This window comes from Cedecea lapagei, from assembly GCF_900635955.1.
Classification (GTDB): domain Bacteria; phylum Pseudomonadota; class Gammaproteobacteria; order Enterobacterales; family Enterobacteriaceae; genus Cedecea; species Cedecea lapagei.
Map to the genome: position 1 here is coordinate 1,531,925 of NZ_LR134201.1, position 26,318 is coordinate 1,558,242.

A 26,318-nucleotide genomic window follows, 5' to 3' on the forward strand; every position below is an offset into this window, starting at 1 on the left:
ATGAGTCAGTCAAAACTCTATCCGGTGATCATGGCGGGCGGCAACGGTAGCCGCCTCTGGCCGCTCTCTCGCGTGCTGTACCCCAAACAGTTCCTCTGCCTGAAAGGGGATCTGACTATGCTGCAAACCACTATCAATCGCCTGAACGGGGTAGAGTGCGAAAGCCCGGTGGTGATTTGCAACGAGCAGCACCGGTTTATCGTCGCCGAACAGCTGCGCCAGCTGAATAAGCTGACCGAAAACATCGTGCTGGAGCCCGCCGGGCGCAACACGGCCCCCGCTATCGCCCTGGCTGCCCTTGCCGCGCTGCGAAATCAGCCGCAGCAGGATCCGCTGATGCTGATTCTGGCCGCCGATCACGTTATCCAGAATGAAGAAGCCTTCCGCTCGGCGGTGCGTAGCGCGATGCCGTATGCCGAGGCGGGCAAGCTGGTGACCTTTGGTATTGTCCCTGACCTGCCGGAAACGGGCTATGGCTATATCCGCCGCGGCGTTGTCTCTACGCCGGAAAACGGCGTTGATGCCGTAGCTTTTAGCGTGGCGCAGTTTGTCGAAAAACCTGACCTTTGTACCGCTCAGGCCTATGTCGCCAGCGGGGAGTACTACTGGAACAGCGGTATGTTCCTTTTCCGCGCAGGCCGCTACCTCGAAGAGCTGGCGAAGTTCCGCCCGGATATCCTTGCCGCCTGCGAAAAAGCCATGGCGGGTGTTGACCCCGATCTCGACTTCGTTCGCGTGGACGAAGAGGCATTCCTCGCCTGCCCGGATGAGTCCATTGACTACGCGGTGATGGAAAAAACCGCCGATGCGGTGGTGGTGCCGATGGATGCGGGCTGGAGCGACGTCGGTTCCTGGTCATCGCTTTGGGAAATCAGCGCCAAGAGCCCCGAAGGCAACGTGCATCACGGCGACGTGATCAGCCATGAAACTGAAAACAGCTATATCTATGCCGAGTCAGGCCTGGTCACCACCGTTGGCGTCAAGGACCTGGTGGTGGTGCAGACCAAAGACGCCGTACTGATCGCCGACCGCGACCACGTTCAGAGCGTGAAGAAAGTGGTTGAACGCATCAAAGGCGATGGCCGCCACGAACACCATAACCACCGTGAAGTGTACCGCCCGTGGGGAAAATATGACTCCATTGACGCCGGCGAACGCTACCAGGTGAAGCGCATTACCGTCAAGCCGGGCGAGGGGCTTTCGCTGCAAATGCACCATCACCGCGCCGAGCACTGGATTGTGGTGGCGGGCACCGCGAAGGTGACGCTGGGCGACGAGGTCAAACTGCTGGGGGAAAACGAGTCCATCTATATCCCGCTCGGCATGACCCATTGCCTGGAAAACCCCGGCAAAATTCCTCTCGACCTGATTGAGGTTCGCTCCGGTACCTACCTGGAAGAAGACGATATCGTCCGTTTCCAGGACCGCTACGGACGCATTTAACCCCTGATTGTAAACATTCTCCATGGGCCACAAGCCCGTGGGTTGGGTAACTGTTGCCCAAAGGAGCGAAATCATGCAGCAACTGACCTGTTTTAAAGCCTACGACATCCGCGGTCGCCTGGGCGACGAGCTGAACGAAGACATCGCCTGGCGCATCGGCCGCGCCTACGGTGAATACCTGAAGCCGAAAACCATCGTGCTGGGCGGCGACGTTCGCCTGACCAGCGAATCGCTGAAGCAGGCGCTGGCGCGCGGCCTGCAGGATGCGGGCGTGGACGTGCTGGATATCGGCCTGTCCGGCACGGAAGAAATCTACTTTGCCACCTGGCACCTGAACGTAGACGGCGGCATCGAAGTGACCGCCAGCCATAACCCGATGGACTACAACGGCATGAAGCTGGTACGCCAGGGCGCCCGCCCAATCAGCGGCGACACCGGGTTGCGCGACGTGCAGCGCCTGGCGGAAGCCAACGATTTCCCGCCGGTAAATGACGCGGCGCGCGGCAGCTACAAGAAAGTGTCGGTGGTGGAGGCTTACCTCGACCATCTTTTCTCCTACATCAACGTCAGCAACATCAAGCCGCTGAAGCTGGTGGTTAACTCCGGCAACGGGGCTGCCGGCCCGATTGTGGACGCCATCGAAGCCCGCTTTAAGGCGCTGAACGTGCCGTTGACCTTCGTGAAAGTGCACAACACGCCGGACGGCAACTTCCCGAACGGTATTCCTAACCCGCTGCTGCCTGAGTGCCGCGACGATACCCGCAACGCGGTGATTGAGCACGGTGCGGATATGGGCATCGCCTTCGACGGTGACTTTGATCGCTGTTTCCTGTTCGACGAGAAAGGGCAGTTTATCGAAGGGTATTACATCGTGGGCCTGCTGGCGGCGGCGTTCCTCGAGAAGCAGCCGGGGGCGAAAATTATTCATGACCCACGTCTGTCCTGGAACACGGTGGATATCGTTGAGCGTGCAGGCGGTAAACCGGTGATGTCGAAGACGGGACATGCGTTTATTAAAGAGCGCATGCGTGAAGAGGATGCGATTTATGGCGGCGAGATGAGCGCCCATCACTACTTCCGCGATTTTGCCTACTGCGACAGCGGGATGATCCCGTGGCTGCTGGTGACCGAGTTGCTGTGCCTGAAGGGGAAAACGCTTGGCGAGCTGGTGGAGGACCGGATGGTGGCGTGGCCGGCGAGCGGTGAAATCAACAGCAAGCTGGAAACGCCGGCCGCGGCGATTGAGCGTGTGCGCGCGCATTTTGGCCCGCAGGCGGAAGAAATTGACCATACGGATGGGATCAGCATGGCGTTTGGCGACTGGCGGTTCAACCTGCGGAGTTCAAACACCGAGCCGGTGGTACGCCTGAACGTCGAGTCTCGCGGCGACGAGACGCTGATGCAGGCGCGAACGCAGGAAATTATGGCGCTGTTGAATCAGTAACCTGCCGCATTCAGGGGTTTTGACCCTCACCCTGGCCCTCTCCCTGGAAGGGAGAGGGGATTGTCAGGAGCCAGTTCTTGCTCCTCTCCCCGGAAGCGTGAGGGGGGTAAAAACACCGATGCGACAACTTTCAAAGGTAAAACGATGACAAATCTAAAAAAGCGCGAGCTGCCAAAAACCAACGCATCGTTGATCTCTATGGTGCAACGTTTCTCTGACATCAGCATCATGTTTGCCGGTCTCTGGATAGTCTGCCGGGTGAATACTTTGCCGTTTCTCTACATGCATCTGCTGATGGCTCTGTTGACCCTGGTAGTGTTCCAGATGATTGGTGGGATAACGGACTTCTACCGTTCGTGGCGCGGGGTGAAGATCGCCAGCGAACTCTTTCTGCTGCTGCAGAACTGGACGCTCAGCGTTATTTTTAGCGCCGGGCTGCTGGCTTTTAACAGCGATTTTGACGGCTCGTTTGGGGTATATCTGGCCTGGTATGGACTGAGCGGCATAGGGCTGGTGATTTGCCGGTCGTGGATTCGGTTTGCTGCAGGCTGGCTACGTAACAAGGGCTTTAATACGCGCCGCGTTGCCATCGCCGGCTCGTTGCCGGTGGGCCAGATGCTGGCACAAAGCTTTAATAATGAGCCCTGGCTGGGCTTCAACGTGCTCGGCGTTTACGATGATGAACCGCCCGCCGGGGCGATGATCGACTACATGGGCAACTTCACCACGCTGGTCGCCGATGCCCGCAACGGTGAGATCGACAAGATCTATATTGCGATGGAGATGAGCCATGAGTCCCGGATTAAAAAGCTGGTGAGCGAGCTGGCGGATACCACCTGTTCGGTACTGCTGATCCCCGATGTCTTTACCTTCAATATTCTGAATACCCGCACCGAAGAGGTGAATGGCGTGCCGGTTGTGCCGCTGTTTGAGACGCCGCTGAGCGGCTTCAATAGCGTGCTTAAGCGGCTGGAAGATATTGTGCTGTCTTCTTTGATTCTACTGCTGATTTCCCCCGTTCTGCTCTGCATCAGCCTGGCGGTGAAGCTGACTTCGCCGGGTCCGGTGATTTTTCGCCAGACCCGTTACGGCATGGACGGCAAGCCCATCAAAGTCTGGAAATTCCGCTCCATGAAAGTGATGGAGAACGACGCGGTTGTGGTGCAGGCAACCAAAGGCGACAAACGTATTACGCCTATCGGGAGTTTCCTGCGCCGCACTTCGCTGGATGAGCTGCCGCAGTTTATTAATGTGTTTCTCGGCGGCATGTCTATCGTCGGTCCGCGACCTCACGCCGTCGCCCATAACGAGCAATACCGCACGTTAATTGATGGCTACATGCTTCGCCATAAGGTCAAACCTGGCATTACCGGCTGGGCGCAAATTAACGGCTGGCGAGGGGAAACAGACACGCTCGACAAGATGGAAAAACGCGTGGAGTTCGACCTGGAATATATTCGCGAGTGGAGCCTGTGGTTCGACATCAAGATTGTCTTCCTGACCGTTTTCAAAGGCTTTGTTAACAAAGCGGCCTACTGACCGGAACCCGATATGAGCCTGAGAGAAAAAACTATCAGCGGCGCAAAGTGGTCCGCGATTGCCACGGTTATTATTATTGGCCTGGGGCTGGCGCAGATGACCATTCTGGCCAGAACCATCGATAACCACCAGTTTGGCCTGCTTACCGTATCGCTGGTGATTATCGCCCTGGCCGATACGCTGTCTGATTTTGGTATCGCCAACTCCATTATTCAGCGCAAAGAGATTAGCCAGCTGGAGCTGACCACGCTGTACTGGCTGAACGTCGGGCTGGGTATGCTGGTGGCTATCGTTGTCTTTTTACTCAGCGACTTGATTGCCGGCGTGCTGCATAACCCTGACCTGTCGCCGCTGATTAAAACGCTGTCCTTTGCCTTTATCGTTATCCCGCACGGGCAGCAGTTCCGCGCGCTGATGCAAAAGGAGCTGGAGTTTTCCAAAATTGGCTCTATTGAGACGGTCTCCGTTCTGGTGGGCTTCACGGTTACCGTCACGGCGGCAATATATTATCCGTTTGCCATCACCGCGATTATCGGATACCTGGTCAATACCGTCGTTCGCACCTCGCTGTTTGGCTTCTTCGGGCGCAAGATCTACCGCCCTGGCCTCCATTTTTCCCTTAAATCGGTTAATGCTAACCTGAAGTTTGGAGCCTGGCTGACCGCCGATAGCGTGATCAACTACGTCAATACCAACCTTTCCACGCTGGTGCTGGCGCGTATTCTCGGTGCCAGCGTCGCCGGTGGCTATAACCTGGCATATAACGTCGCCGTGGTTCCGCCGATGAAGCTCAACCCGATTATCACGCGCGTGTTGTTTCCGGCCTTCGCTAAGATTCAGGACGACACCGCGAAGCTTCGGGTGAACTTCTACAAGCTGCTGTCGATTGTCGGGATCATTAACTTCCCGGCGCTGTTGGGGCTGATGGTGGTGTCCAACAACTTTGTCCCGCTGGTGTTCGGCGAAAAATGGCAGTTCATCACGCCTGTCCTGCAGCTGCTGTGCGTCGTCGGGCTGCTGCGCTCCATCGGCAACCCGATTGGTTCATTGCTGATGGCTAAGGCTCGTGTAGACATCAGCTTTAAATTCAACGTCTTTAAAACCTTTCTGTTTGTCCCGGCCATTATCGTCGGCGGCCAGCTGGGCGGCGCGCTGGGCGTCACGCTTGGTTTTCTGCTGGTGCAGGTGGTTAACACCGTTCTCAGCTATTTCATCATGATCAAGCCGGTGCTGGGCTCCAGCTACCGGGAGTACATCCTCAGCATCTGGCTGCCTTTTTACCTGTCGCTTCCGACGCTGATTGTCAGCGCCGGGCTTGGCGTTGCGCTTAGCGGCCACCTGCCGCTGGCTGCCTTGCTTGGCGTACAGGTCGCGGCGGGGGCTGCCGCGTTTATGGTGATGATTATTTTCTCCCGCAATGCGCTGATCGTCGAAATGAAGCGACAGTTTTGCCGAAGCGAACGTCTGAAAGCGCTGCTTCGCGCTGGCTAATAACAACGAAGCGGGAAATACCACGCTTTACCGCTTCGTCATAAATCTAGAGGTCAACATGAAACTACTTATTCTTGGCAACCATACTTGCGGAAACCGCGGTGATAGCGCCATTTTGCGCGGGCTGATCGATGCCATTACCACTCTTGATGACGGTATCCATGTAGATGTGATGAGCCGTTACCCGGTGAGCTCTGCGTGGCTGCTCGGGCGCCCGGTATTGGGCGATGGGCTGTATAAGCAAATGAAGCAGTACAACAATGCCGCCGGGATTGTGGGCCGGGTGAAAAAAGTGCTGCGCCGTAAATATCAGCACCAGGTGCTGCTGGCGAAGGCGACCAATTCCGGGCGTCTGCGCAATATCGCTATTCCGCAGGGCTTTATCGACTTTGTGAAGTCGCTGCATCAATACGACGCGATTATTCAGGTTGGCGGCTCGTTTTTTGTCGATCTGTACGGCGTGAGCCAGTTCGAGCATGCGCTTTGTAGTTTTATGGCCCGCAAGCCCGTGTACATGATTGGCCACAGCGTCGGTCCGTTCCAGGAGCCGCAGTTTAACCAACTGGCTAACTACGTTTTCGGCCAGGCGAAATCCCTGATTTTGCGTGAAAGCGTGAGCCTGGACCTGATGAAACAGAGCCAGATAGATACCAGTAAGGTGGAACAGGGCGTCGATACCGCATGGCTGGTGGCCCAGCACGAGGAAGATTTTGTGCCGAGTTACGCGGTCAGGCACTGGCTTGGCGTTATTGCAGGTAAGAGAACCGTGGCGATTACGCTGCGCGAGCTGGCGCCTTTCGATAAGCGGCTTGGCACCACCCAGGAAGCGTATGAAAGAGCGTTTGCCGAAGTGGTGAACCGCACTATTGAACAGGGTTACCAGGTTCTGGCGCTCTCTACCTGCACCGGCATTGACAGCTACAACAAAGATGACCGCATGGTGGCGTTGAACATTCAGCAGTACATCAGGCAGCCCGAGGATTACCACGTGGTCATGGATGAGCTGAACGATCTGGAAATGGGCAAAATTTTTGCAGCCTGCGAGCTGACGGTGGGCACACGCCTCCACTCGGCCATCATTTCGATGAACTTCGGTACGCCGGCCATCGCCATCAACTATGAACATAAATCCGCGGGCATCATGCAGCAGCTGGGTATGCCGGAAATGGCCATCGATATTCGGCAACTGCTGGACGGTTCGCTGCAGGGCGTAGTGGCTGACGTGCTTGGTCAATTGCCGACGATTAATCAGCGGCTTGCGCAGGCGGTTAGCGCAGAGCGCGCAAACGGCATGAAAATGGTGGAGTCGGTGCTTGAGCGCGTTAAGGAGGGGAAATGAAGGTTGGTTTCTTCCTGCTGAAGTTTCCGCTGGCGTCGGAAACCTTTGTGCTGAATCAGATCACCGCTTTTATCGACATGGGCCACGAGGTTGAGATTGTTGCCCTGCAAAAGGGCGATCTGACCAACACCCACGCGACGTTTAAAAGCTACGGTCTTTCGGAAAAAACCGTCTGGTTGCTGGACGAGCCGGAGGGTAAAGTCGCCAAACTGCAAAACCGTGCGATGAATACGTTACGCGGCGCTTTCAGAGGAAGAACCTGGCGAGCCTTAAGCCGCACTCGTTATGGCGACGAAGCCCGCAATCTGATCCTGTCATCTATTTGCGGGCGGCAGAAGCAGCCGCTGGAGGCCGATGTTTTTATCGCCCATTTCGGCCCTGCGGGCGTGACGGCGGCCAAGCTCAGGGAACTTGGGTTACTGAAAGGTAAAATTGCCACCGTCTTCCACGGGATCGATATTTCGCACCGTGATGCGCTGGCCCACTATACGCCTGAATACCGGCAGCTGTTTGAACGCGGGGATTTAATGCTGCCAATCAGCAATCTCTGGGCAAAACGACTTAAGCAGATGGGCTGCCCGGAGAGCAAGATTGCGGTATCCAGGATGGGCGTGGATATGGAGAGGTTTTCTTTGAGACCCATGAAAACGCCGGGTACGCCGTTGGAGATAGTCTCCGTGGCGCGCCTGACGGAAAAAAAAGGGTTACATATTGCCATTGAAGCCTGCCGTCTGCTAAAGGCGCGCGGCGTGGCATTTCGCTATAACATTCTTGGCATTGGCCCCTGGGAGCGCCGTCTGAAGACGCTGATTGAGCAAATGCAGCTGGAGGACGTGGTCTTTATGCCCGGTTTTAAACCGAGTCATGAGGTGAAAGCGATGCTCGACCGCGCCGACCTTTTCTTGCTTCCTTCGGTCACCGGTGAGGATGGGGATATGGAAGGGATCCCCGTCGCGCTGATGGAGGCGATGGCCGTTGGGATCCCCGTCGTATCCACGGTACACAGCGGCATTCCTGAGCTTATCGACGCCGGTGAGTCAGGCTGGCTGGTACCTGAAAAGGATGCCTTCGCGCTCGCCGACCAGCTTCAGGTCTCGGCTTCGGTCTCCGAAAGCGAGCTGCGTGAGATGCTTGCGCGCGCCAGGGAGAAAGTCGCCGACCAGTTCAACCAGCAGGTCATCTACCAGCAGCTTGCCCGTCAGCTTCAGACGCTGTAAACCACCGAATCCTGTGATGAGGACTTATGTCTAAAAGCAATCAACTGAAGCGCACTCCTTTCTCTCCGTCTCGTCGTAAACTACTGGCCGCTGGCTCTGCGCTTGCGGCGGCGTCCCTTATTCCCGGCACGGTAAAAGCGATTGGCCGGGGAGCTCAGGTCAATATTAAAGATTTCTATCAAAATGACTGGATAGCCGCCTTTAAACAGGCGTTTGCTGAAGCCGACGTCGTGCAGGTGCCGGCGGGACTGGTCTGCGATAGCATCAACACGGCTATTTTCATACCAGAGGGAAAAACGCTGCAGGTGGCCGGGGGGCTTAAGGGCAACGGCAAGGGGCGGTTTGTCCTGCAGGATGGCTGCCGGATTATCGGCGAGGGGGAAGGGCGCTTCAACAATATTACTTTGGATGTGCGCGGCTCCGACTGCGTTATCAAAGGCATTGATATGAGCGGTTTTGTGAATGTCGCGCAGATTTACATCGGTGGAAAGGATAACCGCACCATGCGTAATCTGACCATCGACAGTATTACGGTTCACGATGCGAACTACGCGATACTGCGCCAGGGCTTTCACAACCGTATGGAACACGTGCGTATTACTAACGGCCACTTTAGCCATCTGCAGGGCGATGCCATTGAGTGGAATGTGGCGATAAACGACCACAACTTGCTGATTTCTGACCACGTTATCGACAACATTAACTGTACTAACGGCAAAATCAACTGGGGGATCGGCATCGGGCTGGCGGGCAGTACCTATAACAATAATTATCCTGAAGATCAGGCGGTAAAAAACTTTGTGGTCGCCAATATCACCGGCAGCAACTGCCGCCAGCTGGTTCATGTCGAGAATGGGAAGCATTTTCTTATTCGTAACGTAAAGGCGCGTAATATCAATCCGACCTTTAGCCGTACCGCGGGGATAGATAACGCCACCGTTGCGATATATGGCTGCGATAACTTTGTGATTGATGATGTTGATATGGTCGACAGCGCAGGCATGCTGATCGGTTATGGCGTGATTAAAGGTAATTATCTGTCTATTCCGCAAAACTTTAAGCTTAGCGACATCAAACTCGATAATAGCGAGCTGAGCAGCCCGCTGCGCGGTATCCAGATCTCCTCCGGCAATGCGACGTCATTCGTGGCAATGACCAACGTGACGCTTAAACGCGCAACGCTTGAGTTTCATAACAAACCTCAGCATCTTTTTATGCGTAATATCAATGTGATGCAGCTTGCATCGGCGGGGCCAGCGCTGAAGCTGAACTTCGATCTTCGCAAAGATGTGCGTGGGAAGTTTATGGCTAAAGACGACACGCTGCTGTCGATGGCGAATATTCACGCAGTAAACGAAAAGGGGCAAAGCTCAGTTGATATCGACCGGGTTGATCAGCTTCACGTAAATAGTGAAAACCTCAATTTTATCCTGCCCACTGCGCGCAGGTAATTATGCAACCCCTTTTGCGACAATTCTGAGTCAACAGAAGCGATTAAATATATTTTGTTTGAGCCCCGACGGCGCTAGCATGAATCATTGGTTTAATGAATTCATGCTGGCATCAGAGCACGAAAAGACTATAATCTTCCAACCATTTAGAGGTGGGACTAAGAATGACTAATTTAAAAGCAGTGATCCCGGTAGCCGGTTTAGGCATGCATATGCTGCCCGCGACAAAAGCTATCCCAAAAGAGATGCTGCCTATCGTTGATAAGCCGATGATCCAGTATATCGTCGACGAAATTGTTGCCGCCGGCATTAAAGAGATCGTGCTGGTAACCCACTCTTCCAAGAATGCCGTTGAGAACCACTTCGACACTTCCTATGAGCTGGAAGCCTTGCTTGAGCAGCGCGTGAAGCGCCAGCTGCTGGCTGAAGTCCAGTCTATCTGCCCTCCGGGCGTCACCATCATGAACGTTCGTCAGGCGCAGCCGCTGGGTCTTGGACACTCCATCCTGTGCGCTCAGCCCATTGTCGGAAACAATCCTTTTGTTGTGGTGCTGCCTGATGTTGTGCTTGATGACGCAAGCGCCGATCCTTTGCGCTACAATCTTGCGGCAATGGTTGCCCGCTTCAATGAAACCGGCCGTAGCCAGGTTCTGGCTAAGCACATGCCAAATGAAGACCTGGCTGCTTACTCGGTGATCACCACTCAAGAGCCTCTGCTGAATGAAGGGCAGGTTAGTCGGGTGGTGGAGTTCGTTGAAAAACCCGATCAGCCGCAAACGCTGGACTCCGATCTGGCTGCCGTTGGCCGCTATGTGCTCTCCGCCGACATCTGGCCACTGCTTGAGAAAACCGAGCCGGGCGCATGGGGCCGTATTCAGTTAACCGACGCTATCGCGGAGCTTAACAAAACTCAGCAGGTTGAAGCGATGCAGATGACCGGCGAGAGCTATGACTGCGGTAAGAAAATGGGTTATATGCAGGCGTTCGTTCAGTACGGACTGCGTAACCACAAGGAAGGGCAGAAATTTCGCGAGAGTATTCAGAAGCTTCTAGCTAAAGCATAAACTCTGCTTTAAGTCGCTGTCATGGAAGAGAGCGCGCCAAACGGTGGCATAGCGTTCAGTCTAAGGTAGACGTTGAACGATTAGCCGCCGTTTTGCTTTATAAGTAATCGTTGAAATTGTGCTTTTTCATAGGGTTATCATGTTTTGGTTGCATTGTATAGACCAAAATTTTTCCTTGAGAATCGCCGCATGAAATATCAGAATTGCTGGGATTAATCTTAAACGCGTATCGATAGACCTCTCGCCGAGTTGTACAGTGCACTGGTAGCTGCTGAGCCAGGGGCGGTAGCGTGGCTAAAAAGCAGATAAACACACATGTTTATCCATTTTAAATAACACCTCCTGACGTTGCTTCTTAATTCAAGAAGATGACGGGAAATAATGACTGAATAATAGAGAGACTTCTCAGTGAAAATTCTTGTTACCGGCGGTGCCGGATTTATTGGTTCTGCAGTTGTTCGCCACATCATTAATAACACTCAGGATAGCGTGGTTAACGTAGATAAGTTGACCTACGCCGGTAATCTGGAATCTTTAGCCGAAGTTTCTACTAATGAGCGTTATCACTTCGTCCAGGCCGATATCTGCGATGCGGCCGCAATCGATCTGATTTTCAGTGAGCACCAGCCTGATGCCGTCATGCACCTGGCTGCTGAAAGCCACGTCGATCGCTCTATTACCGGCCCTGCTGCCTTTGTTGAAACCAACATTGTTGGGACTTATGTTCTGCTCGAGGCAGCGCGTCGTTATTGGTCTTCGCTGAACGAAGCTAAGAAATCAACATTCCGCTTCCATCATATTTCCACCGATGAAGTTTACGGCGATCTCCCTCATCCTGACGAAGTTGCGCAAGGGGATGAATTGCCATTGTTCACGGAAACGACGGCCTATGCGCCAAGCAGTCCTTACTCTGCGTCAAAAGCTTCCAGTGACCATCTGGTTCGCGCCTGGCTGCGTACCTACGGCCTGCCGACAGTTGTCACCAATTGCTCAAATAATTATGGCCCGTTCCACTTCCCTGAGAAGTTGATCCCGCTGGTAATTCTGAATGCCCTTGAAGGGAAACCGCTACCTATTTACGGCAAAGGCGATCAAATTCGCGACTGGCTGTATGTTGAGGACCACGCACGTGCGCTTTATACCGTGGTGACGCAGGGCCAGATCGGCGAAACCTATAACATCGGCGGACATAACGAGAAGAAAAATCTCGAAGTTGTACACACTATCTGCGACCTGCTGGATGAAATCGTGCCGAAATCAGGCTCATACCGTGAACAAATTACCTATGTCACTGACCGTCCCGGGCACGATCGCCGCTATGCCATTGATGCAGACAAAATCTCTCGCGAGCTGGGCTGGAAGCCTGAGGAAACGTTTGAGTCAGGGATTCGTAAAACCGTGCAATGGTATCTGGATAACCAGCAGTGGGTTGATAATGTGAAAAGCGGCGCCTACAAGAGCTGGATCGAAGAGAATTACGGTGAACGCGAATGAATATTTTGCTCTTTGGAAAAACAGGGCAGGTCGGTTGGGAACTGCAGCGTGCTTTGGCGCCTTTAGGCAAGGTCACCGCGCTGGATGTTCGTTCTGAAGACTTGTGCGGAGATTTTAGTAACCCTGAAGGCATTGCCGAAACAGTGCGTCGTGTTAAGCCTGACGTCATTGTCAATGCAGCTGCTCATACGGCCGTAGATAAAGCAGAATCAGAACCTGAGTTTGCTCAGCTTTTGAACGCCACCAGCGTTGAGGCTATTGCTAAAGAAGCGGCGAAAATCGGGGCATGGGTTGTTCACTACTCCACCGATTATGTTTTTCCAGGCGATGGAGAAACACCATGGAAAGAGAGCGATGAAACCGCGCCTTTGAACGTCTACGGTGAAACTAAACGCGCTGGTGAGATAGCGCTACAGGCACATTGCCCCAATCATTTGATCTTCAGAACCAGCTGGGTTTATGCCGGCAAAGGCAACAACTTCGCTAAAACAATGCTGCGTCTGGCAAAAGAACGCCAAGAGCTATCGGTCATAAGCGATCAGTTTGGTGCCCCGACAGGGGCTGAATTGCTTGCTGACTGCACCGCACATGCAATTCGTATAGCCATGGTTAAACCAGAAGTTGCCGGTGTATATCATCTGGTCTCGGGTGGTACTACGACGTGGCACGACTTTGCTGCTCTGGTCTTTGAGGAGGCGCGTGCCGCTGGCATTACTCTGGCGCTCAACAAGCTTCACGCTGTGCCAACATCATCTTATCCCACACCGGCTAAACGCCCACATAATTCAAGATTAAATACTGAGAAGTTTCAGAAAAATTTTGGCTTGGTTCTTCCAGAGTGGGAGCGTGGTGTTAAACGTATGCTCACCGAGCTTTTCACTACAACAACGATTTAATTTTAAGTTAATACCCATTTAGGTATTAGATATATAGAGATAATGAAATGAAAACGCGTAAAGGTATTATTCTGGCAGGTGGCTCTGGGACTCGCTTATACCCGGTGACAATGGCAGTAAGTAAACAATTGTTGCCGATTTATGATAAGCCGATGATTTATTATCCGCTCTCTGCGCTGATGTTGGCCGGTATTCGTGACATCTTAATTATTAGCACTCCTCAGGACACGCCTCGCTTCGAACAATTGTTGGGTGATGGTAGCCAGTGGGGACTTAACTTGCACTACAAAGTGCAGCCAAGTCCAGATGGACTGGCGCAGGCATTTGTCATTGGTGAAGAGTTTATTGGCAATGATGATTGTGCATTAGTCCTCGGAGATAACATCTTCTATGGCCACGACCTGCCGAAGCTGATGGATACCGCCGTTGATAAAGAAAGTGGAGCGACAGTATTTGCATACCATGTTAACGACCCTGAGCGTTATGGCGTTGTGGAATTCGATAAAGCTGGAACGGCTGTTAGCCTGGAAGAAAAGCCACTCGAACCAAAAAGCAATTATGCGGTAACCGGGCTTTACTTCTATGATAACAGCGTTGTTGAAATGGCGAAGAATCTGAAGCCTTCAGCGCGCGGCGAGCTAGAAATCACGGATATTAACCGTATTTACATGGAACAAGGCAAATTGTCTGTTGCTATGATGGGCCGCGGTTATGCCTGGTTAGATACAGGTACTCATCAAAGTCTTATTGAAGCGAGTAACTTCATCGCAACGATCGAAGAGCGTCAAGGGCTAAAGGTTGCTTGCCCTGAAGAAATAGCCTATCGAAAAGGCTTTATTAGCGCTGAGCAAGTCAAAAAGTTGGCTGCACCACTTGCTAAAAATCAATATGGTCAATATTTGCTGAAGATGATTAACGAATAGCGCTTTGGAGCTTAGTGATGAATATTCAATTAGTTCCCCTGCAAAAGCATGGAGATGAGCGTGGTGCATTATTCGCGCTTGAAGAACAAAGAAATATACCTTTTGAAGTTAAAAGGATTTATTACATTCTCGACACACTAAGTGGCATAAGACGCGGCTTTCATGCACACAAAGCGACTCGCCAACTAGCGGTAGTAGCACGAGGTTCGTGCAAATTTCATATGGATGATGGTAAGGAAACAAAGCAAATTGAGCTAAGTGATCCTGCAACAGCTTTGTTGATTGAGCCTTATATATGGCATGAAATGTATGATTTTAGCGATGATTGTGTGCTGATTGTCATTGCGGATGATTACTATAAAGAGTCTGATTATATACGCGAATATGATGATTTTATCAAAAGAGTAAACTCTGGTGAAAATTCATAAATTAAGTGATGTTCAGACAACATCAATAGGTGAAGGCACAACGGTGTGGCAATTTGTTGTCATCCTCAAAAATGCAATTATTGGCAATAATTGCAATATCTGTGCAAATGCCTTGATTGAAAATGATGTTGTGATTGGCAACAATGTCACAGTGAAAAGTGGTGTTTACATTTGGGATGGTGTACGAATTGAGGATGATGTTTTCATCGGTCCGTGTGTGGCATTTACAAATGATAAACATCCTCGCTCAAAAATTTATCCTGAAGAGTTTTTGCAAACTATTGTACGTAAGGGCGCATCAATTGGCGCTAATGCAACAATTCTTCCTGGCGTTGAGATTGGTGAAAAAGCAATTATTGGCGCCGGCAGTGTCGTGACTAAAGATGTACCACCTTACGCAATAGTCGTAGGGAACCCGGCGCGCTTCATTAAATGGGTAGAAAAAAATGAAAAAAATTAGTTTTCTCGATCTTTATGCAATTAACCAGCGTCAGCATAGTGAGTTAGTCGATGCCTTTAGTAGGGTACTGGACTCTGGTTGGTACATTATGGGAAAAGAGCTTGAGCAATTTGAGCACGAGTTTGCGGAATATTGCGGCGTTGAGCATTGCATCGGTGTGGCAAATGGCCTGGATGCTTTGATTCTGGTACTTCGTGCCTGGAAAGAGTTGGGCTACCTGAAGGATGGTGATGAAGTATTGGTACCTGCAAATACTTATATTGCATCTATTCTTGCTATCACTGAAAACAACTTAGTTCCTGTGCTTGTTGAACCAGATATAAAAACTTACAATATCAACCCTGCCGCAATTGAAGAGCATATTACGCACAAAACAAAAGCCATTTTGCCCGTCCATTTATATGGATTACTTTGTGATATGCAGGAAATTTGTCAAATTGCGAAAAAGCATAATTTATTAGTTCTTGAGGATTGTGCACAGTCCCATGGTGCTGAGAAAGGTGGCCGCAAAGCTGGTGCCTGGGGGGATGCCGCAGGATTTAGTTTCTATCCAGGAAAAAACCTGGGTGCATTGGGCGATGCCGGCGCGATTACGACAAATAATAAAGAGTTAGCAAATACTCTTAAAGCTTTGCGTAATTATGGTTCACATAAGAAGTATGAAAACCTTTACCAGGGGGTGAATAGTCGCCTGGATGAGTTACAGGCGGCACTGCTACGTGTCAAAATGTCCACACTGGCAGAAGATACTGCTATTCGCCAAAACATCGCCGAAAAATATGTTCGTGAAATAAAAAATCCAGCAATTACCTTACCGGTGTTTGAGAATCGTGAAGAACATGTTTGGCACTTGTTTGTAGTAAGAACAAGCGACCGAGAAAAGCTCCAGTCATATTTATTAGAGAATGGTATACAGACTCTAATTCACTATCCATTGCCCCCTCATAAGCAAAAAGCTTATCTACACATGTCAGAACTCAGTTTGCCAATCTCTGAGAAAATACATGCTGAAGTGCTTTCTTTACCCATGAGTCCGGTGATGAGCATGGAAGATGTTGACTATGTAATCAAAATTATAAATGATTACGAATAATGAAAAGATTTTTTCAGGTAACAATATTATCTGCAATTTATACATTTATTAAAATGGTTGCAGGTTTTATCATCGGCAAGGTGGTGGCAATTTATACAGGGCCTGCGGGCGTCGCAATGCTTGGGCAAGTACAAAGCTTGATGACTATTATTGCTGGCATAACCACTTCCCCTGTAAGTACCGGACTTGTTCGATATACCGCGGAAAACTGGCAGGATGGAAAAGAAGCATGCGCGCCGTGGTGGCGTGCATGTTTTAAGGTGGCCGCACTACTTTTCTTACTGCTTATTCCCATTGTCATAGTATTTTCTAAACAACTTAGTGAATTACTCTTAAGTGACAGCCAATATTCCTGGCTAATCATCTTTGCGTGTTGCGTATTACCTTTTTCAATTTTAAATACTCTAATTGCTTCAGTATTAAATGGTCAGCAGCGCTATAAGCAATATATATTTCTTGGTATGTTGTCTGTAGTTTTTTCAACAATATTTATGACTTTTCTGGTTATTAAATTTGATCTGAAAGGAGCATTGATTGCTACTGCGTTGAACAGTGCGATCGCTGGGTTTGTTTTAGTTCTATTTTGTCTGAATAAATCTTGGTTTCGACTAAAGTATTGGTGGGGGTGAGACAGATAAAGATAAAGTCAAAAGTATAATAAAATATACACTTATGGCTCTGACTTCTGTCGCTTCAATGCCTGTTGCTTTATTATTTATCAGGAAAATATTGATAGCACTTACCGGTTGGGGAAGATGCTGGACAATGGCAGGCGGTGTGGAAAATATCCGAGGTTTACCTTGGTGTTGTTACAATTGCGCTTTCTACCTATTTTCTGCCCAGGTTAGCAATATTGAAATCGAGTGTACTGATAAAAAATGAGGTTAATAGTACAATATTATATGTACTATTAATTACGATAGTAATGTCATTAGGTATTTATTTGTTGCGTGATCTTGCTATTACTCTTCTTTTTACCGATGAGTTTTCGCTCTGCCCGTGAACTCTTTTTTTTCCAGTTACTTGGTGATGTTATCAAGGTTGCTGGTTTCCTTTACGCATACCCACTCCAGGCGCAAGGGCACACAAAAGTTTTCATTTGTTCCGAGATTATCTTTTCGATTATTTTTGTAATGACAAGCTATTTTTTTGTTGTGCTCTACGGTGTTCAGGGGGCGAACATTAGTTATGTTGTAACATATATTATGTATTTTATATTCGCTTATATTTTTACAAACTTTATTAATATTCGTATAAAAAATAATAATTAGGGGCTGAGTTTTGAAAATTGTTATACCTATTATGGACTTTGGTCGAGCTGGTGGTGAAAGAGTACTATCGAGGCTCGCTACAGAACTTGTGAATTGTGGTTGTGATGTTTATTTTGTGGCACTAGGAAGTGCTAAAGATATATATTATCAAACCACGGCAAAAATTTTAAAAAGTAAGGTGTCAAATAGTAAAAATCGCATTGTCAGATTCATAATGAATAATTATTACTTATATAAAAAATGTATGGAGTTGCGTCCTGATTGTGCGATTGCTAATTTTCATCTTTCAGCATTTATGGTTTCATTTTTACCAAGAACGGTAGGGAAATATTACTACATACAAGCCTATGAAACCGTATTTTATAAATCCCTAATCAGACGATTTATCGCCTTTTCGACATATCTGTTACCACTAAGAAAAATTGTAAACCATAAAAACATTTTACCTAAATCCATCAATAATTATGTAGAGATAATTCCTGCTGGCATCGATGATCAAGTGTTTTACTCAAAGACTAATAAAGGTGAGCGTAAGACAATTGGTCTTGTTGGTAGGGAAGAGAAAAGAAAAGGAACCAGCAATATCATCGACGAAATAATTCGGTGGGAAAACAAAGAAGACCTTGTTCTAAATGTTGCATTATATTTGAGTGAAGAAGATCGCCTTCGACTGGAAAAAATAAAAATTAATTATAATGTGATAGAAATTAACAATGATTTAGATTTGGCTAATTTTTACAGATTAAATGATCTAATTATTGCAACAGGGTTAGTTGAGGATGGTGCTTTTCATTATCCCTGCGCTGAGGCTATGTCATGTGGTTGTGCGGTAATATCTAATTATGCCCCTTTGACAAATACAAACAGCAAGCTCAAAATAGAAAATTTAATAAAAACTCTGTTGTTGATAAATTAAATGTATATTTACGGATGACAGACATTGAGTTACATGAAGAAATTGAAGCGAACAGATCATTGGTTGAAAACTACAGCTGGAATGACATTGGAATGAAGCTTTATTCATTATTAAAGAAAGATATAAAAAAGGTCTAATATTGTGAAAATCATTGAAACGAACATCCCTGATCTAAAAATAATCCAACCTAAAGTTTTTTCGGATGACCGTGGGTTTTTCATGGAGAGCTTTAATCATGGACAATTTGAAGAAATAGTGAAGCGAAATATTACTTTTGTACAAGACAACCACTCAAGGTCGAATCAGGGCGTGTTACGTGGTATGCATTATCAGAATTCGCCACATGAGCAGGGCAAACTCGTCCGTTGTACTTATGGCGAAGTTTATGATGTTGCTGTTGATATCAGAGAGCATTCTCCTACCTATCTACAGTGGCATGGTGTAGTTTTATCTGCCGAGAATAAACTTCAGTTTTGGATTCCAGAAGGATTTGCTCATGGTTTCCTTGTGTTAAGTGATGTCGCTGAATTCATGTACAAAACAACTGATTATTATAGTCCTTCCTCTGAGAAGGGGTTTAGATGGGATGATCCTGATGTTAACATCGAATGGCCAATTCGGGGTGAAATAACACTTTCAGAAAAAGATAAAATGCAACCACGATTAAAACCCTGAAGTTCTAACACTTGCGCTCAAAATTACTGAGTGTGGCGAAGCACTCAGTAGTAACCAAAAAAACAGCAATACCATATTTTTTATATGGTTATTCGAGTTTTAAATTGAATGCAAGTAACACTTGCTTGGATGATATTTCGTCACCCAATATTCAACTCAAAATATTACGCGCCTCAATCCCTCGCTTTAGGTGACGTTAATCCGAGTGCGATAGATTTATGTATGTATATCTAGGTTTATTTTCAATTATTACATTATTATCTCTCTTGAAGGGTAATAAAGTTTTTTTCAAGCCCATAATGATAGTTTTATTTATATTTTGCGCCTTAAGAGGTGCTGATGTTGATAGAGACTATCAATCTTATGTCAATATATATGGTTATATTGTCAATGGTTATCATTATGCAATTGAACCGACATTTTATCTGATAACATATATATCAGAGTTGCTAACTTCCTCACCTGTATTTATTTTTATAATCTATGCCGCATTAGCTATTTCCTTTAAATATCTTTTCATAAAAGAATGGTCGCCATATTTATTATTATCAGTGTTAGTTTATTTTTCCAGCATATTTTTGCTGCATGATATGACACAGATAAGAATCGGTGTCGCTAGTAGTATCGGTTTCTTTAGCCTAAAATATATCATCGAGAATAATTACAGAAAATATTACCTTTGGATCTTAGTTGCAATACTCTTTCATTTTTCAATGGTAGTATTTATTTTTATTCCATTGCTTAATTCAAAGAGATTAACTACTAACTTCAAACTGGGTTATTTATCACTTTTGCTTTTCCTTTACGTTTTATATACCTTCAAAATTGACATGTTAACACCACTCCAATACGTTACTATTGGCGGGGTGCAAGAAAAGTACAATATGTACAAAGCACAAATAGAGACTGATAATGCAAGTGTAAATGTATTTTCAGTTACTCAAATATTACATATCCTCATTGTTTTCCTGACATTATCTTTTTCAAGGTACTTTGAAAAAGATAAGAAAATGATTTTGATATTTAAATTATATGCTTTAAGCCCATTATGCTTAATCGCTTTTTCTGCTATCCCTGGCTTCTCTATTAGGCTGAGTGAACTATTTAGCATCAGTGAAATAGTATTTTTACCCATGCTGGCTACACAATTCAAACATAAAGGACTTGTGTATTTTATTATTATAGCAATCAGCCTGTTTTTATTGTTATTGAATCTTTACTATGTTGGATTAGTTAAGGAATATGTTTTTATATGAAGATAATGCCTGTGGTTGTATTATATAAAAAACAAATTTCAGAATCTGAAAGCATCAATTCCATTTTAGATTCTGATGATAAAGATGAAATAAAAGATTTTTTTGTTTATAATAACTCTCCCTCTGAATATACAGTTCCTAATAAATATAATGGTGCTAATATTCATGTTGTAAATGATTATAAAAATTCTGGTGTAAGTAAAGCCTATAATGAGGGACTTTCTTATGCCAGGAAACTGGGTTACACACATGTTTTATTACTAGATCAAGATACAACATTTCCAAAACATTCTATTGATGTTTATAAGAATGCTCTAGCTAAATCACCGTTCATTAATTTGTTTTCTCCTATACTTAAAACTAAGAATGAAAAAATTTGTTCACCACTGCGTTATAAATGCCATCGTGGTTTTACTGTCGATGACTTTAAACCCGGAGAATATAGTTTAGAACATTATTCCCCCATAAACAGCGGAATGCTTATAAATGTAGAGGCGGCTGTTAATTGTGGTGGATATAATGAAGATGTATATTTGGACTTCAGTGATTTTCAGTTTATCGAACGTTTCAAGAGATATAACGAAAAGTTTATTGTTGTTGATCTCGTTCTATTACAAGATTTCTCTGGTGAAGAAACTAATGTAAGCAAACTCCTCACGCGTTTTAATATTTACTGCGAGTGTGCCAAGCGATGTGAAAGAAATGGGTTTAATGATGATTTTATTTATTTCATGATGGTTTTTGCCAGAGCATTGAAGTTGGTAGTCAAAACTCGGAAGTTAACTTTTATTAAATGTTTTTATAAAAAATATGTAAGAGGGTAAAATGATCTCAGTATGCATCCCAACATATAATGGGGAATCTTACATCAGAGAACAATTGACGAGTATTTTGGAACAATTGAATCATTGTGATGAGGTGATTATTTCAGATGATGGTTCGACTGATAATACATTAAAAATCATAGATGATTTGAAAGATCCCAGGATTAAAGTCTACCAAAATGAACTTAAGTCAGATTTCAGTTCAAATATTAGGACAGAACAAATTCTTAAGAAAGTCTCTCTGAATGTGCAAAATGCCTTGAATAAATGTGTTGGCGATTATATATACTTGGCTGATCAAGATGATATTTGGCTAGATGGGCGAATTTCTCAAACAATTAATTTATTAAAAAGTGAGAAACCGGTCTTGGTTATTAATGATTGTAATATAATCAATCAAAACGAGGAGATCACGCAGGCCTCGTATTATGATTACATCCCACCAAGTAAAAGTTTATTGCGGACAGTAGTGAAAAGTTCATTTCATGGGTGTTGCATGTGTTTCAACCGGGCATTATTAAATCGTGCCTTTCCTTTTCCTTATTATAGTTTAGGACATGATCTCTGGATTGGCTTAACAGCAATTAAATATGGTGATGTAAAATTTGTTGAGCACTGTCTGTTATCTTATCGTAGGCATACAATGACAGTCACTAAAACCGGGCATAAGAGCGCTAATCCTCTCAGGTTCAAATTATATTACAGATTAATGATAATTATTGAGTATTTGAAAATAAATAATAGAAAAAAATGAAAAAAATAGCGCATGTTTTAGTTTTACCCAAAATGGCCGGATCTCAAAAATTTTGCCATATGCTTCTTTCTAAAATAGAAGGGTATGAAAAGTACGTTATTGTTTCTGGATGTGAAGATGTCGATAAAACTCAAGTAGATGAATTTACTGCTGCATTTAAAGCAATAAATGTTAATATCATTTGGTGTAAATACCTAAAAAGAAATATTGGTTTCTCTGATATTAAAAGCTTCTTCGAGCTATATAAAATATTTAAAATGTACGATTTTGATATTGTACATACGAACTCGACTAAACCTGGAATTACGGCGAGAATAGCGGCATTTTTTGCTGGTGTCAGATTGAAAATCCATACTGTACATGGTATTTCTTTTTACAAAGGCCAGTCAAAGTTAAAGCGTTTAATTTATTGGGGAATTGAAGCGTTTGCTTTGCAATTCGGTGATGTGAATATATGCGTGAATAATTTATATCGAAAGTATTATAATTTCTTCCCATGGAAAAAAACGATCAGTATATATAATGGTTATGATTTTGAGGTATTGCAGCGATTTAGTGAAAGCCGCCAAACCACTCTACCAGAAAAAAATAATAAACCGTTTTCTTTTCTTTTTGTCGGTAGATTAGATGCGCAAAAAGATCCTCATACATTGATTAAAGCATTTTCACTAGTCCAAAAAAAATATCCTGATGTTTTTCTTGATATTGTAGGTGATGGTGAATTAAGGATATCATCAGAATCTCTGGTATCTGAATTGAAAATCAATAATAATGTTGTTTTTCATGGTTGGGTTGAATCGCCATACAAGTATTTTATGGACTGCAATGTATTTGTGTGTCCTTCAACGTATGAAGCATTTGGATTTATATTTCTCGAGGCTGCATTTTTCAAGAAGCCGATTGTCGCAACAAATGTAGAAGGTATTCCAGAGGTTGTCATTGACGGCCAAATGGGTTTTCTAGTAGATCCGAAAGATCATAATTCATTAGCGAGTAAGATGATTGAACTCATTGAATCTTCAGATCTTGTGAATAGAATGGGTGTTTATGGATATGAGTATGTAATAAAAAAATTCAATGAGGAAGAGTTTATTCGTAATTATCAGAAGATTTATGATGAGGGATGAGTTTATTTTGATGTACAAATCGAATTTAAAAAAAATTTTATTTTCATATATTCCTTTTTTTGTTTTTATTACGTCATCGATTTTATTTGTTATTCATAGTAAAAGAAATGATTTGATAAGTGACCTTCTGGCAGAATCATTTATATTTTATACTGCGCTGTTTTTTTTTAGACGCAAAGCTATTGTAATAAGCATGTGGGTGGGATACTCACTTGTTGGTGGTTTGCAAATGGCCTCTCTGTATACATCAGGGAGTCTTATGATACCTTTAACATTGTCTAATGCGCAGGAGTTTCATGCTCTTGGCTTGTCTCTTGCGAGCAAGCTTTTTTTTATAGTTATATTTTTATTTCAGTATCATTTTTTATCCTCCGTAGAAAAAATTATGTAGACTCTCGAGACGATAAGTTTTTCCTGTTATTTTTTTTGGTTTTTCCATTCACTAATGGCCCATTCGTTAACTTTGCGCGCACAGCGCAGGCTTACTACCAGCAAGTAACATTTTCACCGGCCTATAACTACCCCGAGATTTCTAAGAACTTTCTTAAGGTTGGGGTATGGAGTGACAAAATTAATGAGCCAGTCTTGAGAGAACCGAATGTCATTGTCATTTTTACTGAGGGAATGTCAGCCAGCGTCATCGATAGTGTTAATCATCTTGGATTGGGCCTCACTCCTAATATTGATTCTTTATTCAATAGTTCTTTAGTTTTTGATAATTACTTTAATCATACAGCAGCAACTTTCCGTGGTTTGCGCGGCCAATTAACATCTGCTTATCAGTTTAAAGATGGGATTGGTGCTAATCAGGACGGCTTTGCAGAAATATCTAATGTTGCAGTTAAAGAAAATTATGATAACAGACTCGTCTCTCTTCCCGAAATATTAAAAATGCATGGCTATAAAACTTTATTTCTAGCCGCAACAGAAAAAAATAGTACTTTAAATACTATGATTAAGTCGATGTCTTTTGATAACGTTTATGGAATGGGTGATTTCAAATTCTATCAAAATGACAGGATGACAGATAAACAAACTTTTCAATCGTTACAACAATTGGTTGAAGAAAATAAAAATGAACGTTTTTTTATCGGTGTTTATACTTCAGGCACGCATCATGGATTAGATAGCCCTGATCTCCAGTATAAAGATGGTAAAAACTCTTACTACAATAAATTTCATAATTACGATTTCCAGTTGGGTAAATTCGTTGAGTATTTAGAAAGCAGTGGGGTAATGAAAAATACTATTTTGATTGTTACTGCTGATCATTCTACATTTCCCACACCTGAATTTAATAGCTCATTTAAAACGCATGCCAAATATTTTGTTGATAAAATTCCATTAATTATAACCGGCGCTGGAATTGAGAGACGCATTATAGATGTTAAGGGCGTTAATAGTTTGTCCCTCACTCCCACTATATTACATTTGTTGAAAATTAATAATACGCCCAATTTCTTTTTAGGTTGTTCATTATTTGACGCTCATTGTACTAGTATATATGAAAAAACAAGCGCAATAGGTCAGTCATTTTATAAGACCGAATCCCAAAGCTATCCTGATTATAATACATCCGAGTCAAGCACATCTAAAGATATTTTAAATTTCTATAACGTTAGTGGGTAATTAAAATACTTCATGTATAGAGCAAGAACTGCTATTCATTTTTGCTTTACATGAGTTAACATCAAAGCCACATTTGAAGCCGCGTGTAGGGCGCGGTGAGCACACCTGACAGGAGTATGTAATGTCCAAGCAACAGATCGGCGTTGTGGGTATGGCCGTGATGGGCCGCAACCTGGCGCTGAACATCGAAAGCCGTGGTTATACCGTTTCCGTATTCAACCGCTCCCGTGAGAAGACTGAAGAAGTCGTCGCAGAGAATCCGGGCAAGAAGCTGGTTCCTTACTACACCGTAAAAGAGTTCGTTGAATCGCTGGAAACCCCGCGCCGTATCCTGTTAATGGTGCAGGCGGGCGCAGGCACCGATGCGGCCATTGACTCGCTCAAGCCTTATCTGGATAAAGGCGACATCATCATTGATGGCGGTAACACCTTCTTCCAGGACACTATCCGTCGCAACCGTGACCTGTCGGCGGAAGGCTTCAACTTCATCGGGACCGGTGTTTCCGGTGGTGAAGAGGGCGCACTTAAGGGACCATCCATCATGCCTGGCGGCCAGAAAGATGCTTACGAGCTGGTTGCCCCTATCCTGACTAAAATTGCTGCTGTTGCTGAAGACGGTGAGCCGTGTGTCACTTACATCGGTCCTGACGGTGCCGGCCACTATGTGAAGATGGTGCACAACGGTATTGAATACGGCGATATGCAGCTGATCGCAGAAGCCTATTCTCTGCTGAAGCACGGCCTCGATCTTTCCAATGAAGAGCTGGCTGAAACCTTCACCGAATGGAATAAAGGCGAGCTGAGTAGCTATCTGATCGACATCACCAAGGATATCTTCACTAAAAAAGATGAAGAGGGTAACTACCTGGTCGATGTGATTCTGGATGAAGCCGCGAACAAAGGTACCGGAAAATGGACCAGCCAGAGCTCTCTGGATCTCGGCGAACCGCTGTCCCTGATTACTGAATCTGTATTCGCACGCTATATCTCTTCTCTGAAAGAGCAGCGCGTTGCAGCCTCTAAAGTGCTCAGTGGCCCGCAGGCTAAGCCGTTCTCCGGTGACAAGGCTGAATTCAGCGAGAAAGTGCGTCGTGCTCTGTATCTGGGCAAGATCGTTTCTTATGCTCAGGGCTTCTCTCAGCTGCGTGCTGCTTCTGAAGAGAACAACTGGGATCTCAACTACGGTGAGATTGCGAAGATTTTCCGCGCCGGCTGTATCATTCGTGCACAGTTCCTGCAGAAAATCACCGACGCTTACGCTGAGAACCCGGCTATTGCAAACCTGTTGCTGGCACCTTACTTCAAAAAGATTGCCGATGATTACCAGCAGGCGTTGCGTGATGTGATCTCTTACGCCGTACAGAATGGTATCCCAACGCCAACCTTCTCGGCAGCGATTGCCTACTACGACAGCTATCGCGCCGCGGTGCTGCCGGCTAACCTTATCCAGGCTCAGCGTGATTACTTCGGGGCGCATACCTACAAGCGCACTGACAAAGAAGGTGTCTTCCACACCGAGTGGTTAAGCTAAGTTTTTACAATTATTTTTTAGTCAAAGGCCCGAAAGGGCCTTTTTTGTCTCTT

General features: G+C 45.9%; 22 protein-coding genes and 2 pseudogenes. All 24 read left to right on the plus strand.

Annotation, left to right across the window (positions count from 1 at the left end):
• Complete coding sequence (gene cpsB / locus EL098_RS07405) at positions 1–1,443, plus strand: mannose-1-phosphate guanyltransferase (RefSeq protein ID WP_126355647.1); 1,443 nt, start codon at positions 1–3, stop codon at positions 1,441–1,443.
• 73 nt (positions 1,444–1,516) lie between these two features.
• Complete coding sequence (gene cpsG / locus EL098_RS07410) at positions 1,517–2,887, plus strand: phosphomannomutase CpsG (protein ID WP_126355648.1); 1,371 nt, start codon at positions 1,517–1,519, stop codon at positions 2,885–2,887.
• A 144-nt stretch (positions 2,888–3,031) separates the two neighbouring features.
• On the plus strand, positions 3,032–4,426 hold the full coding sequence (gene wcaJ / locus EL098_RS07415) for an undecaprenyl-phosphate glucose phosphotransferase (RefSeq protein ID WP_126355649.1): 1,395 nt from the start codon (positions 3,032–3,034) through the stop codon (positions 4,424–4,426).
• 12 nt (positions 4,427–4,438) lie between these two features.
• Positions 4,439–5,917: an MOP flippase family protein gene (locus tag EL098_RS07420; RefSeq protein ID WP_126355650.1), complete on the plus strand. Its 1,479-nt coding sequence runs from the start codon at positions 4,439–4,441 to the stop codon at positions 5,915–5,917.
• Between the two features lie 58 nt (positions 5,918–5,975).
• Positions 5,976–7,256 carry a colanic acid biosynthesis pyruvyl transferase WcaK gene (gene wcaK / locus EL098_RS07425; RefSeq protein WP_126355651.1) on the plus strand — a complete coding sequence of 427 codons (1,281 nt, stop codon included), beginning with the start codon at positions 5,976–5,978 and terminating at the stop codon, positions 7,254–7,256.
• The gene (gene wcaL, locus EL098_RS07430) at positions 7,253–8,473 is read left to right on the plus strand and encodes a colanic acid biosynthesis glycosyltransferase WcaL (protein WP_126355652.1); all 1,221 of its coding nucleotides are present in this window, start codon (positions 7,253–7,255) and stop codon (positions 8,471–8,473) included. The genes wcaK and wcaL overlap by 4 nt, the downstream gene beginning before the upstream one ends.
• A 26-nt stretch (positions 8,474–8,499) precedes the next feature.
• Positions 8,500–9,924: a colanic acid biosynthesis protein WcaM gene (wcaM, locus tag EL098_RS07435; RefSeq protein ID WP_126355653.1), complete on the plus strand. Its 1,425-nt coding sequence runs from the start codon at positions 8,500–8,502 to the stop codon at positions 9,922–9,924.
• A 164-nt stretch (positions 9,925–10,088) separates the two neighbouring features.
• Positions 10,089–10,988, plus strand: a complete 900-nt coding sequence (gene galF, locus EL098_RS07440; RefSeq protein ID WP_126355654.1) for a UTP--glucose-1-phosphate uridylyltransferase GalF — start codon at positions 10,089–10,091, stop codon at positions 10,986–10,988.
• Positions 10,989–11,396: 408 nt separating this feature from the next.
• Positions 11,397–12,482, plus strand: a complete 1,086-nt coding sequence (rfbB, locus tag EL098_RS07445; RefSeq protein ID WP_126355655.1) for a dTDP-glucose 4,6-dehydratase — start codon at positions 11,397–11,399, stop codon at positions 12,480–12,482.
• A complete protein-coding gene (gene rfbD, locus EL098_RS07450) occupies positions 12,479–13,378 on the plus strand; it encodes a dTDP-4-dehydrorhamnose reductase (protein ID WP_126355656.1) in 900 nt (299 codons plus the stop codon). Before rfbB ends, rfbD begins: the two co-directional genes overlap by 4 nt.
• 47 nt (positions 13,379–13,425) lie before the next feature.
• Positions 13,426–14,301: a glucose-1-phosphate thymidylyltransferase RfbA gene (gene rfbA, locus EL098_RS07455; RefSeq protein WP_126355657.1), complete on the plus strand. Its 876-nt coding sequence runs from the start codon at positions 13,426–13,428 to the stop codon at positions 14,299–14,301.
• 17 nt (positions 14,302–14,318) lie between these two features.
• Positions 14,319–14,729, plus strand: a complete 411-nt coding sequence (locus EL098_RS07460; RefSeq protein ID WP_126355658.1) for a sugar 3,4-ketoisomerase — start codon at positions 14,319–14,321, stop codon at positions 14,727–14,729.
• A 43-nt stretch (positions 14,730–14,772) separates the two neighbouring features.
• A pseudogene (locus EL098_RS23770) lies at positions 14,773–14,907 on the plus strand (acyltransferase); the annotation flags it as partial.
• 123 nt (positions 14,908–15,030) lie between these two features.
• Positions 15,031–15,162: pseudogene (locus tag EL098_RS23775) on the plus strand (DapH/DapD/GlmU-related protein); the annotation flags it as partial.
• A gap of 13 nt (positions 15,163–15,175) precedes the next feature.
• Positions 15,176–16,282 carry a DegT/DnrJ/EryC1/StrS family aminotransferase gene (locus tag EL098_RS07470; RefSeq protein WP_126355660.1) on the plus strand — a complete coding sequence of 369 codons (1,107 nt, stop codon included), beginning with the start codon at positions 15,176–15,178 and terminating at the stop codon, positions 16,280–16,282.
• Entirely contained in the window at positions 16,282–16,911 is a 630-nt protein-coding gene (locus tag EL098_RS23650) for an oligosaccharide flippase family protein (protein WP_269462197.1), read from the plus strand. Before EL098_RS07470 ends, EL098_RS23650 begins: the two co-directional genes overlap by 1 nt.
• Positions 16,912–17,563: 652 nt before the next feature.
• Complete coding sequence (locus tag EL098_RS07480) at positions 17,564–18,469, plus strand: glycosyltransferase family protein (RefSeq protein WP_126355661.1); 906 nt, start codon at positions 17,564–17,566, stop codon at positions 18,467–18,469.
• Between the two features lie 141 nt (positions 18,470–18,610).
• On the plus strand, positions 18,611–19,144 hold the full coding sequence (rfbC, locus tag EL098_RS07485; protein ID WP_164716793.1) for a dTDP-4-dehydrorhamnose 3,5-epimerase: 534 nt from the start codon (positions 18,611–18,613) through the stop codon (positions 19,142–19,144).
• A gap of 299 nt (positions 19,145–19,443) precedes the next feature.
• Positions 19,444–20,400, plus strand: coding sequence for an EpsG family protein (locus EL098_RS07490; protein WP_232012348.1), 957 nt, complete (start codon positions 19,444–19,446; stop codon positions 20,398–20,400).
• The gene (locus EL098_RS07495; protein ID WP_126355664.1) at positions 20,397–21,224 is read left to right on the plus strand and encodes a glycosyltransferase; all 828 of its coding nucleotides are present in this window, start codon (positions 20,397–20,399) and stop codon (positions 21,222–21,224) included. The genes EL098_RS07490 and EL098_RS07495 overlap by 4 nt, the downstream gene beginning before the upstream one ends.
• A gap of 1 nt (position 21,225) precedes the next feature.
• Entirely contained in the window at positions 21,226–21,978 is a 753-nt protein-coding gene (locus EL098_RS07500) for a glycosyltransferase (protein ID WP_126355665.1), read from the plus strand.
• Positions 21,975–23,105 (plus strand): glycosyltransferase family 4 protein, encoded by a 1,131-nt coding sequence (locus tag EL098_RS07505; RefSeq protein ID WP_126355666.1) that lies wholly within the window; start codon positions 21,975–21,977, stop codon positions 23,103–23,105. The genes EL098_RS07500 and EL098_RS07505 overlap by 4 nt, the downstream gene beginning before the upstream one ends.
• A gap of 426 nt (positions 23,106–23,531) precedes the next feature.
• Positions 23,532–24,734, plus strand: coding sequence for an LTA synthase family protein (locus tag EL098_RS07510; RefSeq protein ID WP_126355667.1), 1,203 nt, complete (start codon positions 23,532–23,534; stop codon positions 24,732–24,734).
• A gap of 121 nt (positions 24,735–24,855) precedes the next feature.
• Complete coding sequence (gndA, locus tag EL098_RS07515; RefSeq protein ID WP_126355668.1) at positions 24,856–26,265, plus strand: NADP-dependent phosphogluconate dehydrogenase; 1,410 nt, start codon at positions 24,856–24,858, stop codon at positions 26,263–26,265.
• Positions 26,266–26,318: the final 53 nt, after the last annotated feature.